The organism is Emcibacter sp., assembly GCF_048269205.1.
Lineage (GTDB): Bacteria > Pseudomonadota > Alphaproteobacteria > Sphingomonadales > Emcibacteraceae > Emcibacter.
In genome coordinates this window covers 520,380-531,853 of sequence record NZ_JBLXJC010000002.1, presented here as the reverse complement: position 1 = coordinate 531,853, position 11,474 = coordinate 520,380, and the positions used below count along the sequence as shown (strand labels likewise).

General features: G+C 54.2%; 13 protein-coding genes. 7 read left to right on the top strand and 6 right to left on the bottom strand.

The genetic code is table 11. The features are described from left to right. Window positions 1–2: 2 nt before the first annotated feature. Window positions 3–638: a hypothetical protein gene (locus tag ACN0YD_RS11285; RefSeq protein ID WP_417319814.1), complete on the bottom strand. Its 636-nt coding sequence runs from the start codon at window positions 636–638 to the stop codon at window positions 3–5. A gap of 47 nt (window positions 639–685) precedes the next feature. Between ACN0YD_RS11285 and ACN0YD_RS11280 the strand changes: the two genes are divergently transcribed. The 4 genes from ACN0YD_RS11280 to ACN0YD_RS11265 all read left to right on the top strand — a co-directional run bounded on the left by ACN0YD_RS11280 (window position 686) and on the right by ACN0YD_RS11265 (window position 5,151). Further along, a complete protein-coding gene (locus tag ACN0YD_RS11280) occupies window positions 686–1,129 on the top strand; it encodes an NlpC/P60 family protein (RefSeq protein WP_417319812.1) in 444 nt (147 codons plus the stop codon). Between the two features lie 2 nt (window positions 1,130–1,131). Beyond that, window positions 1,132–3,390, top strand: coding sequence for a phage tail protein (locus ACN0YD_RS11275; protein ID WP_417319810.1), 2,259 nt, complete (start codon window positions 1,132–1,134; stop codon window positions 3,388–3,390). Between the two features lie 15 nt (window positions 3,391–3,405). Beyond that, window positions 3,406–3,909, top strand: a complete 504-nt coding sequence (locus ACN0YD_RS11270; protein WP_417319808.1) for a DUF2793 domain-containing protein — start codon at window positions 3,406–3,408, stop codon at window positions 3,907–3,909. Between the two features lie 114 nt (window positions 3,910–4,023). Continuing rightward, a complete protein-coding gene (locus ACN0YD_RS11265; RefSeq protein ID WP_417319807.1) occupies window positions 4,024–5,151 on the top strand; it encodes an OmpA family protein in 1,128 nt (375 codons plus the stop codon). A gap of 69 nt (window positions 5,152–5,220) precedes the next feature. On the opposite strand, the gene ACN0YD_RS11260 is transcribed toward ACN0YD_RS11265, so the two are convergent. The 3 genes from ACN0YD_RS11260 to ACN0YD_RS11250 form a co-directional block, all read right to left on the bottom strand. After that, entirely contained in the window at window positions 5,221–5,520 is a 300-nt protein-coding gene (locus ACN0YD_RS11260) for an SCP2 sterol-binding domain-containing protein (protein ID WP_417319805.1), read from the bottom strand. Window positions 5,521–5,586: 66 nt separating this feature from the next. Next, on the bottom strand, window positions 5,587–6,378 hold the full coding sequence (locus tag ACN0YD_RS11255) for a hydroxyacylglutathione hydrolase (RefSeq protein WP_417319804.1): 792 nt from the start codon (window positions 6,376–6,378) through the stop codon (window positions 5,587–5,589). 24 nt (window positions 6,379–6,402) lie between these two features. After that, window positions 6,403–6,678 (bottom strand): DUF2849 domain-containing protein, encoded by a 276-nt coding sequence (locus ACN0YD_RS11250; RefSeq protein ID WP_417319802.1) that lies wholly within the window; start codon window positions 6,676–6,678, stop codon window positions 6,403–6,405. 182 nt (window positions 6,679–6,860) lie between these two features. Here ACN0YD_RS11250 and ACN0YD_RS11245 point away from each other — a divergent pair, with 182 nt between their 5' ends. Next, the gene (locus ACN0YD_RS11245) at window positions 6,861–7,730 is read left to right on the top strand and encodes a mechanosensitive ion channel family protein (RefSeq protein ID WP_417319800.1); all 870 of its coding nucleotides are present in this window, start codon (window positions 6,861–6,863) and stop codon (window positions 7,728–7,730) included. A 6-nt stretch (window positions 7,731–7,736) separates the two neighbouring features. Here ACN0YD_RS11245 and ACN0YD_RS11240 read toward each other — a convergent pair whose 3' ends face one another. Next, window positions 7,737–8,666 (bottom strand): PLP-dependent cysteine synthase family protein, encoded by a 930-nt coding sequence (locus ACN0YD_RS11240; RefSeq protein ID WP_417319798.1) that lies wholly within the window; start codon window positions 8,664–8,666, stop codon window positions 7,737–7,739. Window positions 8,667–8,787: 121 nt separating this feature from the next. On the opposite strand from ACN0YD_RS11240, the gene ACN0YD_RS11235 reads away from it, so the two are divergent. Then, entirely contained in the window at window positions 8,788–9,162 is a 375-nt protein-coding gene (locus ACN0YD_RS11235) for a winged helix-turn-helix transcriptional regulator (protein WP_417319796.1), read from the top strand. Window positions 9,163–9,166: 4 nt separating this feature from the next. Here the strand turns inward: ACN0YD_RS11235 and ACN0YD_RS11230 are convergent, their stop codons facing one another. Next, window positions 9,167–10,345 carry an ATP-binding protein gene (locus ACN0YD_RS11230; RefSeq protein WP_417319794.1) on the bottom strand — a complete coding sequence of 393 codons (1,179 nt, stop codon included), beginning with the start codon at window positions 10,343–10,345 and terminating at the stop codon, window positions 9,167–9,169. Between the two features lie 313 nt (window positions 10,346–10,658). On the opposite strand from ACN0YD_RS11230, the gene ACN0YD_RS11225 reads away from it, so the two are divergent. Further along, window positions 10,659–11,465, top strand: coding sequence for a sulfite exporter TauE/SafE family protein (locus ACN0YD_RS11225; RefSeq protein WP_417319792.1), 807 nt, complete (start codon window positions 10,659–10,661; stop codon window positions 11,463–11,465). The last annotated feature ends 9 nt before the right edge of the window (window positions 11,466–11,474 follow it).

Sequence of the window (11,474 nt, the reverse complement as noted above, 5' to 3'; positions counted from 1 at the left end):
TTTTATTTGCTATCCGCGCTTTCGGTGGCCGGTTCTTTTTCTTCAACTGGCGTTGGTTGGGCGAGGGCTGCCTCGGTGGGTGCGCCGTTTTCGTCTGCCTGTTTCCATTGCTCCGGAAACATGCGCACGTGAATCTGGTTCACCCGGTTGCTGACATCGCCGATGGCCTTCAGCAGGGCATCCATATTGTATCCGACGCCGCGGAAGGTATAGATTTTTGCCACCAGGTCAAAGGCGCGGAAGATGTTCTTCATTTCCACGTCCTTGTGCTGGCTGTTGGCGATATCGCCAATGAAATCATAAAGAATATATTCGTCCTTGGACTGGGCGATCCACTGGTCGTTGGCTTCGTCGGAATAGTCCCAGAGGCTAAGAATACTCTCATTATTCAGCGGATGTTTTTCCGGCAGACCTAGCATCTCGCGCAGCTTGGTGGCCCGTTCCTTGCCGCCCTTGCGGGGGGTCCACAGAATGCGGGCAAGCTGGTTTGCAGAGGTCATGATGCCCTGCAGGGCGAAAAAGATGCCGACCGGTGCCTGTTTTTCCAGCGACTGGTTAAGCACACCCACATTTGCCTCGATAAACCGGCACTGGTTGCGCAGTTCGTGTATGTGCATCCCCACAACATTCAAATCCATAATCCAATATCCCTTGCAATCATTTTATTCGGTTCAGGAGTCCACAAATGGTCGGCACAAATGACCCCCTGAGAAAGAAAGCTATTCTAGCGGCAAGATTCTGTGTGGAAAGTCTTTTTCGACATAAGGGCCGGATTCCCGGCAAAATGGCGGGAGAAGGCCTCGATTGCGTGGGTCTTGTTCTCTATGTGGGCAGGCAGATCGGATATGTGATGGAGGACTGGCCCTATTATACCGCTGTACCACGTCCGGGCCAGCTCGAGTCTGCCGCCCGGGAGGCGGGGCTGCAGCCTGTCGCCAGGGATCATCTAAAACCGGGCGATATTGTCCTGATTAGACCGGGCCGTCACGTCCAGCATGCGGGAATACTGACAGAAAGAGGACTTATTCATGCGGATGCCCGTCTGGGTCGGGTCGTGGAACAGAGCCTGTCCGCCTTTGACGCAGGGCAGATCACACATCATTTCCGATATCCGGTTCTGGGAGACTGAAGGTGGCGACAGTTGTTCTGACAGCCGTGGGCACGGCCATTGCCGGACCTTTTGGCGGGTTAGTTGGTGGATTGGTTGGTCAGGGGCTGGATGCGCTCATCTTTGGCAGTCATTCTTCCCGCAGCAGTGAAGGGCCGCGCCTGTCGGACCTGTCCGTGCAGACCGCGTCCTATGGTGAACCCGTGCCGATGGTGTTCGGTACTGTGCGTCTTTCCGGCAATGTTATCTGGTCACAGGGATTGATTGAAACCCGCCACGAGGACAGTGAGAAAGTGGGTGGCAAGGGCAGCAGCCAGACTGTGACTACTGTAACATATACCTATTCCTCCTCTTTTGCTGTGGGCCTTTCAGCCCGGTGCATCCATTCTGTCGGCCGGATCTGGGCGGACGGCAAGCTGTTGCGCGATGAAAACGGACAAATGGCGACAGCAGGGACAATCCGTATCTATCGGGGAGATCCCGATCAGGATCCGGACCCGCTGATCGAAGCGGTGGAGGGAGTTGAGGCTGCTTCCGCCTTCAGGGGGCTGGCCTATGTTATGTTCGAGGGACTGGAACTTGCGGAATATGCAAACCGCATTCCCAATCTGACTTTCGAGGTAATTGCTGAAGAGGCGGGAAGCATAATGCTTTCGGAACTGGTTGAAGAGTTATGTTTTCTGGCTGGGCTGGAAAAGGTTGAGGCCGGGGACCTGTCGCGGGAGGTCAGTGGTTACGTTCTTTCAGGCCGTTTTCGGCCGAGGGAGGCTCTGGAGAAACTGGCCGAACTGTATGATTTTGATCTGGTCGAGCAGGGAGACGGGTTGCTGTGTCGCCCTCTGGGCCGACAGGCCGGGGAAGATATTCCGGCGTCGCAGCTTTTACGGCCGGAGGGGGGAGAGGGAGGCAGTCCGTTGCGGGTTATCAGGGACCAGGAGCTTTCCCTGCCCCGGGAAATTACGGTCAGCTATCTGGATGTGGCGCGGGACTATCAGGCGGGCCTGCAACGGGCTTTTCGCCAGACTGGCGGGAGTGAACTTACCGAGCAGAAGCAGGCGCCGCTAGTGTTGAATTCTAACGACGCCAAGGAAAAAGCGGAATGTCTTTTGGAAAATCGCTGGCGGCGGCGGGAACGGATTGAGTTCATGTTGCCGCCTGGTTTCTGCCGCATGGCGCCGGGCGATGTGGTGCGGCTTTCGCTGTCTGATTCACAGTATGGTGCCGTGATTCTGGAGACTGAGCTATCCGCCAGGGGAGTAAGAGTCCTGGCGATGAAGAACGGGGAACCTCTGCCAGCCAGGGATATTTCTGCAGATACGGGTGCAATTCCGGGTCAACAGGTCGTGCCATTGGCGACAAGCCGTCTGGTGCTGGCGGATCTCCCCTCTCCCGACGACGAGGATCCGCACGGGGTTTACCTGTTTGCTGCGGTCAATGCGCTCGGGGCCGGATACTGGCCCGGGGCGGCGATCTATCTGTCTCGTGATGTCGGGGGACATATGGAGAAGCAGTTCTCTGCGGCCATTCCGGCGGTGACCGGAATGATCGAGAATGCGCTTGGGGAGGGACCCCTGCATTTTCCCGATTATACCAGCCGATTGCTTGTCCGGCTGGATCATGCCGCAGATGTGCTGGAAAGTCGTCTCTGGCGGGAAGTATTGAATGGGGCCAATATGGTTGTTGTCGGTGGCGAGATACTGCAGTTTGCGGCGGCCACGCTTGTTGAGCCTGGACTTTATGAACTAAGTATCTTGCTCAGGGGGCGCAGGGGCACAGAAGACCGCGTGTTGGGTCATGTAGCGGGAGAGCCTTTCATATTGTTGAGCCACAGCAGCCTGTTGTCATTGCCGTTGCTATTGTCGGACACCGGCCGGGAACTGTCCTTTGCGGCACTGACCATTGGGCAGAGTATCGATGATATCGAGTATCAGCCTAAAATGGTGGAAGGCAGAAGTCTCAAGCCTTTCTCGCCTGTACATGTGAGGGGAAGGCGTGATGACCAGGGCAATCTTGAAATTCGGTGGGTTCGCCGCAGCAGATTTGGTGGCGGTTGGAGGGATGGGCAGGATGTGCCCGTGGGAGAGGCCTATGAGAAATATGTGACTGAAATTCTGCTGGAGGGGCAGGTGGTGCGTACCCTGGAGTGTGTGACGCCGGAAGTCATCTATGCGGCAACCGATCAACTGACAGATTTCAGTGAGCTTCCGGCGCAGATCAGCCTGCGGATTTTTCAAATCAGTGATACGGTCGGCCGGGGAATTCCGGCCGAAGTAATCCTGTAAAAACCAGAGGAGACCATGATGATGGATAATACAGCCAGACTGTCCATGCCCTATATCATCGCCAGCCAGGCCCAGAAGGAAGTGACCCATAATATGGCCCTGAATATCCTGGATCTTTTTGTCCAGCCGGTTGTAGAGGCCATGGACCTCGTTGCGCCACTGGTCGACCCGCAAGAGGGGCAGGCCTGGGTTGTGGGTGTGGGAGCAAGTGGAGACTGGGAAGGGCAGGATGACAATCTGGCCCTTTGGTCGGGAGGTGCCTGGAGCTATCACAGGCCGGTCGAGGGTATGAGCTTTTGGGTCAGGGAGACTGGTTTGTTAACCATATTTCAGTCCGGAATGTGGCAGACGGGGGTTCTCAAAGGCGTGCTGACCGATGTGGAGGGGCATCAGGTCGTTGGGGAAAGACAGCCCCAGGTCGCTGATGTATCAGGTGGTCAAGTTATTGATTCAGAAGCAAGAATGGCAATAAATTCCTTGCTTTCCGCCTGCCGGAATCACGGCCTGATAGAAAGTTGAAATTTTTCTTTACCTGTTCCTAATAATGACATATTCCACGGTAGAATATTAGATAAAGTTTGAATAAAATTTAACTATGTCTACAAAAACACTTAATGTGGGAGTGAAATGGAAATGCTAAAGAAAATTCTTGCGGTATCAGTATGTTCGGCCGCCCTGCTGTCAGTAACTGCACAGGCTGAGGACGGAAACTGGTACGCCGGCGCCGAAGCTGGTTACAGCTTGCTCGGTACTGAAAAATCAACCGGGGCAAGTTCCGGCCTGAATCTCAGAAATAAATTCAGTGATGGCGCTGCGCTTGGTCTGATTGGTGGTTATGATTACGGCACATTGCGGTTTGAAGGTGAACTGGGCTACCATAGCCATGGTCTGGATAGTCTGGCTGTAACAAATGCAGGCGGTATGGGTCTTGCCAGTGGTTCTGCCGATGGCAGTTCCCGTCTGGTTACCTTGATGGCAAATGTTGTTATTGATGTGTTTGACCGTAACGATGGCATGGGTATCGAACCTTTCATTGGTGCGGGTCTGGGGTTGGGTCGTGTGGACTGGACCAGCATTGACTATGTGGCGGAAAAAAAGACCACTTTCGCCTATCAGGCTTTTGCCGGTGTGCGAGTGCCGGTTTCCGACAGCCTGGATGTTTCTGCCAAATACCGTTATCTGATGACCGATGATGTGGGGCTCAGAGCTGCCGATGACAGCAATTTCAAGGCATCCTATGATGTGCATGATTTTCTGCTCGGTCTGACCTATCGTTTTGGCGGCAGCAAGAAAACTGCTGCTGAGGAAATGCCGCAGCCTGTGAAGGTTGCAGCTGCAGAGCCGGCACCGGTTTATGAGCCTGCGCCTGAGCCGGAAGTAGTGCCGGTGCCTGATCCAATGCCGGAACCGGCCGCAGGTCCCATGTTTGAAAAAGGTCCCTTCATTGTCTATTTTGCCTTTGACAGTTCTGAACTGGACGGTGCTGGACGGTCGAAAGTAGCTGAGGCCGCCGCAGAAGTGAAAAAAGCCGGTGACGTGACCATTATGGTGGATGGATTTACCGACAAATCCGGCAGCGACGCCTATAACGACAAGCTCTCTGCCAAACGTGCCGAGGCTGTTAAGGTGGCGCTGGAAGCCGAAGGTCTTCCCGCAAACAGGATCGTACTTTCCTCACATGGCGAATGTGACTGTGAAGTGGAAACTGAAGACGGTGTCAGGGAAGCCCGCAACCGTCGTGCGACCATCGTGTTGAAATAAGGGTTCATTCCTGAAATGGAAAAGGCGCCCCAAACGGGCGCCTTTTTTTATGTTCTCCGGTAAAAACAATCAGCTGAAAATTTCGCCCAGCTTCAGGGCCAGGCCCATGTCGCCTTCAATTTTCAGCTTGCCCATCATAAAGGCCATCTGTGGGTTCAGGGATCCATCCATCAGGCCGTCAAAATTTTCTTCACTGATGATCATGGTTACATCGGCATCTTTGTCTTCGTTGGAAACAACCGCGGGGGAGGCTGTACCGTCAATCAGGATCACGCCGTCGCCCTCAAAATCAATTTTTACCACTTTATCGAGACCGCCGGCGCTAGCGATTTTTTCCCGGATCAAGGTTGTGTTCTCTTCCAGACTCATTCTTTTTCCCTTCTTGCAGATAGCCAAAAATCAATTCAAGAAAAATCTAACATACGTTTGAATCTTTCACCAGCTATTCCTGAGCTCGCGGAGCGCGATAAAGACCTCTTTCTCTGTCGGTCTGTCACTCAGGTCCGGGAATTTTTCTCTGAGCCGCCTGACCACTTCCGGGTTATCCAGCCGGAAGAAAGTGTTGAACAGCTTTTCTTCGGCCAGTGACGAGATATAAGCCGCATGGGGGTCCTGACCTTCCAGTTTTGCAAGATACTGTTTGGCGGTCTCGTTCCCCGGCTCCCGGTCCAGGGTGAACTGCAGATTGTTGACGAAATAGTCATGGCCCGGATAGATGCGGGTGGCCTCCGGCAGACTGGCCAGCTGGCGGGAAAAGGTGTCGTAAAGTTCTTCCGGATGGCCGCCATTCTTGCAGTTACCGGCCCCGGCATTAAACATCGTATCGCCGCAGAAGAGCCCGGGATTGTCGCTGTTGGACAGAAGACACACGTGGCTCATGGTATGGCCCGGTGTGTCCAGCACCTTCAGATTAACCGATGATCCGACCTCGACGATATCCCCGGCGGAAAGTCCCCGATCCAGATGCTTGATCTTGTCGGCGGCCCCCTTGTGGGCCAGAACTTTCGCCCCGGTTTTTTCGATCATTTCCTCGTTGCCGCCGATGTGGTCCCAATGCTCGTGAGTATTGAGGATCTGGGTGATCTTCCAGTCCTGTTTCTCTGCCGCATGCAGGCAACGGTCCACATCAAGTGGATCAATGACCAGGGCTTCCCGGCTTTCGGGGCAGGCAATCAGGTAATGGAAATTGCGTAACGGGTTGTCGGCGTAAAGCTGTTCAACAAGCATGGGGCGCTCCTTGCAATAAGGCTTCTAGTTTACCTCATGACCATATTTGATTGACGGGCCCTGTGCACGAATTTTTTCCCGGGCGCTGTCGTCGTCCGCATCAATGGCGTAAATTCCTACCACCACATTCTGCTTTTCGCTATCAGCGGCACGTGCCAGTGCGGCCTCGATCTCTTCCTTGGCGAATTTCGTAGCAGCCGCAATATCCTGTTCCCAGGAAACCCCGGCATCGCTTTCCACATAATAGACATTCAGTCCATTCTGCAGATGATTGGCGGTGATGATCTGTGTATCGCTCATGATATGGCCCTGTTCTTTGTATTTTCGCTCTAATTTCTCCTGGCACTCATATGGCGCAGTTAGCCCGCGAGATCAAGGGAGAACATAGGAAATCCAGTGGTGCTTGCAGGTGATATGACAGCTTTCAATGGGCGAAAAAACATCATACACTTGTCATATAACCTCTAAGGGGAGCATTGAACATGGAAAATACAGCGGCCATAGTCCTGGCGCAGCTTGACCAGATTGTGGAATTTTTGCCCCGGCTGGGGGCTTCCCTGCTGGTGTTCCTGATCATCTATTTCGTTGGAAAAATAACGGGCCACCTGTTGCTGACTTTATTGAAGCGCGGCGACTTGTCTCCCACACACCGGGAATTTTTCCGCAAACTGGTGGTCAGCCTGTTTGTCTTTATCGGGGTGGCCGTGGTCCTCAATATCTGGGGCCTAAAGGCGGCCTCACTCGGCCTTCTCACCGGCGGCGGCATTACGGCTCTGGCCATTGGTATCGCCTTTAAGGATATCGGGGAAAATATCCTGGCCGGCATCTATCTTGCTTTCAGCCGACCCTTTAATATCAATGACCTGGTGCTGACCGGCGACATTGAAGGGGTTGTGAAAAATGTGGAAATGCGCTGCACTCATATTCGGACGTACGAGGGGGCGGATGTGTTTGTGCCCAATGCCCAGATATTCGCCCAGCCGCTGATCAATTACACCCTGGATGGATTGCGGCGCCTCTCCTTCACCATCGGCATTGATTATATGGACGATGCGGAACAGGCCTGTGCCTTGTTGCTGGAAACGGTTCGGGCCACGGACAAGGTTCTGGCCGACCCTGCCAGTGCGGTCACTATTTCAGGCTTTACTCCTCAATATGTGGAACTGAAGGTTTTCTACTGGATCAATACCTTTGATAAAAGGACGGATTTCTGGAAGCTGAAAACGTCTGTCATGGACCGTTGTCGTGAGGTCCTGAAAAAGAATAACTATACCTTCAGCTCGGACGTGAAAACCGCCAACGTCTTGAGCGTTCCGGAACCGGTGCGGGTCCTGTCCGGGGAAGGGAACTGAAGTCCCTCAGCCCCCGTAAAGCGCTGTCGAGAGATATTTGACACCGGAATCGCACATGACTGTGACAATGGTGGCCTCGGGGCCGAGCTTCTGACCCAGCCGGATTGACGCGGCCACATTGGCCCCGGTGGAGGTGCCGGCAAAAATTCCCTCTTTTCTCGCCAGCTCCCGGGCCGTCCGCATGGCCTCATCCGTGCTGACAGTCATGATATTGTCTACGGCTTCCCGTTTCCAAAGGGGCGGGATGAACCCCACACCGGCCCCTTCGATTTTATGCACGCCGGAAGGGCCGCCCGACAGAACAGCGGATTCAGCAGGCTCCACAGCCACACAATGTACTCCCGGATTGTGACTATGCAGAATTTCGGAGGTACCCCGGACCGAAGCGCTGGTGCCGGTGCTCTGGACAAAGGCGTCGATCCGGCCGTCGGTCTGGTTCCAGATTTCCTGCCCCATTTTGTGATAAGCGTCAATCTGATCTGCATTGTTGAGCTGATCGGTCGGATAAGCACCTGTTTTTTCTGAAATTTCCCCGGCCGCCGCGATCATGTTGCGGGTCAGTGCCTCATCCATGCCGCCGTCCTTGCTCGGCACAATGGTCAGTTCCGCGCCCAGTGCCTTCATATGATTACGCTTTTCCAGGCTGAAGGCGTCGGACGTGACAATATGCAGGGGGTATCCCTTGACGGCGCAGATCAGGGCCAGCGAAACACCGGTGCTGCCGCCGGTATATTCCACAACCCGGCCACGGGGTTTCAGCCTGCCGTCCTTTTCCGCCGCCTCGATCATGCTGAGCGCCATGCGATCCTTCATGCTGCCTGTGGGATTTTCACTTTCTATTTTTATGAGAATATTGGCGCAGTTTTTCGGTATGATCGAGCCGAGCCGGATCAGGGGTGTGTTGCCGATGCGTTCGAGAATGGAGGTGTGGATCATGACAGATACCTCGTTTTTATTTAGTAACTTTATTTATTAAAGCAACTAGTACAACAAAAACTTTAAAAAGTAAAGTGACCAGGTTATGCTGGACGGGACCAGAAATGACTTTAGGACACATATGGCTCATTCACCGAATAGCAACGCTCAGGATTTCCGCTCCGCCTGTTCCATCGCCCGCACCCTGGACCTGCTGGGCGATAAATGGACCCTGCTGATCATCCGCGACCTGATGTGGCACGGCAAACATACCTTCCAGCAACTACAGGAAAGTGCCGAGGGCCCGCCCACGAACCTGCTTTCGGGCCGCCTCAAGAAACTGATGGAGCAGGGGCTTGTGAAGCGCGAGCCCTATCAGGAGCGGCCGGTACGATATCGCTATGAACTCACCGACAAGGGCCGCTCACTGGAAGGCATTCTCAAGGACCTGATGGTCTGGGGGCATGAGCATCTGGGTGGTGGGTTCTATGAGCCGGGGGGGAGCAAAACTCTCTGAAAACCTAAACCATCCGCTCGGCGGGGAGATGAATATAAACCGTGGTGCCGTTTTCCGGACTGGAAGAAATGGAGACGGTGCCGTCGTGTTTCTCGATCAGCTTTTTCACATAGGCGAGCCCGAAGCCGATGCCGGTGGTGGGGTTTGAATAGATGTCGGCCAGATGGGAGTCGTGGCTGAAGGCCTTGGCCACCTGCTGCGGCGACATGCCGCTGCCGCTGTCCTGGCAGGTAATCAGGCAGGTGCCGTCCTTTTCCAGCGAGGTGCGCAGGCAGATGGAACCACCGACCGGGGTGAACTTCAGGGAGTTTTCCAGCAGGCTGTAGATCACTTTTTCAAGCCGTTCCCGGTCGCCGTGTACCAGAGGCATGTCCCCGGCGACACATGTTTTCAGGGTAATATCCTTTTTGGCCGCTGGTTCTTTCATAACCCCGAGACAGTCATTGACCAGATCACCCAGATCGAACATGGATTCAAGCAGTTCGAACTCGGTGGTTTCAAGTTCCTTCAGATCAAGCAGGTTGTCGATCAGAAACAGCAGGTTCTGACCGGCGCCGTGGATGTCCTTGGCATATTCCTTGTAGGAATCCTTGCCGATCGGGCCCAGCATTTCCGTCATGATTACCTCGGAATAGCCGAGAATGCCGTTGAGCGGCGTGCGGAAATTATGGTGCATGGCTGCCAGCAGCTTCTGTTTGATTTCCCGGGCGGCTTCGTCGCGGGTGTTTTTCTCGGTCCGGCTTTCCCGAAGGACACAGATAAAGCGGGTGCAGTCCTCGTCGCTGCTGCCGATGGGACGGATCGTCATGTTCACATCAATCACGTCACCATTGCGGCATTTCCAGTGACAATAGAAAATGGCGGACTGGCGGCTTTCCAGGGCCCGGGCGATGGACTGGATCTTGCTTTCGGGAATATGGTCCGCGAAATAGGTATAGAGGTCGGTGCCCCTTACATCTTCCAGGCTGTAACCGGTGAACAGTTCAAACTGGTGATTGATGTCCTCGATATGGGACGGGCGGGACTGGTCGCCGGCGGAAATGATCAGAATGGCGTCGCTGACTTCATGGAAGACGGAATCAAACAGCCCGAATTCCCTGTTGTACCGGCTGTTGTCCACAGCCTCCGACGGGGGAATTGTATCCGCACCTGACGTTTTGAAATCGCGCGCTGTTACATTCATAATACCTGGATCGGACTCTGTTTTTTTTGTTGTGAAAATATTTGACATTTACACAAGGTTAGAGTCCGCACCCTCCCTCTTGCCTGACAAGATTCATTTATAAGATTCAAATCACTACGGGAATCATCTCTTAAATGATTCCCCGAATCAACTAAAAAATTAACCATTTATTAACCATGAAACAAAAAAAGCCTTTGACATTTCCCGTTTTGTCAGAAAAGACGGAGGAAGAGATCGGCAAAGTCACGGGCCCGGTTCGGTCCTGGCCGGCACAGTGTTCGCTGCCTGATCCGAAGCCGGTTAGGAGAACGAGTTGGAAAATATCCTTGGTTTTGTTGCGTTGCTGGCCGGTGCGTCAGCCTGTGCCGGGGTGCTTGCCGGAATGCTCGGGGTTGGCGGCGGCATTGTTCTGGTGCCGGTGCTGCATTTTATTTTTGATCATGCCGGCGTTTCTCCCGATATTGCCATGCATATGGCCGTGGGAACCTCACTGACCACCATCGTCCCCACGTCCATTGTGTCGGCCAGATCCCATCACGGCAGGGGCGCCGTTGATTTTCCGCTGCTGAAGTCCTTTGCCCCCTTTATCATTATGGGTGTTGCCGTTGGGTCATTTCTGGCTGACAGCCTGCGGGGACAGGTACTGTCCCTGATTTTTGGAACTGTGGCGTTGCTGGTGGCCATCCGGCTTGCGGTCGTGCGCCAGGAAACCGTTGCCGCAAATCGGGACGGTGCTGTACTCAAGGCCATAAGCGGTTTTCTGATCGGCTGTGTGTCCGCCCTGATGGGCATCGGCGGTGGGACATTCAGTGTCGCGGTGCTCAGCAAGCTGGGTTATGGCATCCACCGGGCGGTGGGGACATCTGCCGCCATCGGGCTGTTGATCGCCCTGCCGGGTTCCATCGGGTTTATGATCACCGGATGGTCTGTAGAGGGATTGCCGCCCTATAGTGTTGGTTATGTCAATTTTCTGGCCGTGCTGTGCGTCATTCCCGCAACCATGCTGGCGACACCGCTCGGGGTTCGTATCGCGCACCGGATGGCAGATGAAAAGCTGCGGATTACCTTTGCCCTTATTCTCGGGGCCATGGCAATCCGCATGCTCGTTACATCATTCTAAAGCCTGCCG

What these genes read in the sequence shown, in the direction of transcription:
- ACN0YD_RS11285 (WP_417319814.1), bottom strand. Translation starts at nt 638, where the DNA reads ATGGATTTGAATGTTGTGGGGATGCACATACACGAACTGCGCAACCAG.
- ACN0YD_RS11280 (WP_417319812.1), top strand. Translation starts at nt 686, where the DNA reads ATGGTCGGCACAAATGACCCCCTGAGAAAGAAAGCTATTCTAGCGGCA.
- ACN0YD_RS11270 (WP_417319808.1), top strand. Translation starts at nt 3,406, where the DNA reads ATGATGATGGATAATACAGCCAGACTGTCCATGCCCTATATCATCGCC.
- ACN0YD_RS11265 (WP_417319807.1), top strand. Translation starts at nt 4,024, where the DNA reads ATGCTAAAGAAAATTCTTGCGGTATCAGTATGTTCGGCCGCCCTGCTG.
- ACN0YD_RS11260 (WP_417319805.1), bottom strand. Translation starts at nt 5,520, where the DNA reads ATGAGTCTGGAAGAGAACACAACCTTGATCCGGGAAAAAATCGCTAGC.
- ACN0YD_RS11255 (WP_417319804.1), bottom strand. Translation starts at nt 6,378, where the DNA reads ATGCTTGTTGAACAGCTTTACGCCGACAACCCGTTACGCAATTTCCAT.
- ACN0YD_RS11250 (WP_417319802.1), bottom strand. Translation starts at nt 6,678, where the DNA reads ATGAGCGATACACAGATCATCACCGCCAATCATCTGCAGAATGGACTG.
- ACN0YD_RS11245 (WP_417319800.1), top strand. Translation starts at nt 6,861, where the DNA reads ATGGAAAATACAGCGGCCATAGTCCTGGCGCAGCTTGACCAGATTGTG.
- ACN0YD_RS11240 (WP_417319798.1), bottom strand. Translation starts at nt 8,666, where the DNA reads ATGATCCACACCTCCATTCTCGAACGCATCGGCAACACACCCCTGATC.
- ACN0YD_RS11235 (WP_417319796.1), top strand. Translation starts at nt 8,788, where the DNA reads ATGGCTCATTCACCGAATAGCAACGCTCAGGATTTCCGCTCCGCCTGT.
- ACN0YD_RS11230 (WP_417319794.1), bottom strand. Translation starts at nt 10,345, where the DNA reads ATGAATGTAACAGCGCGCGATTTCAAAACGTCAGGTGCGGATACAATT.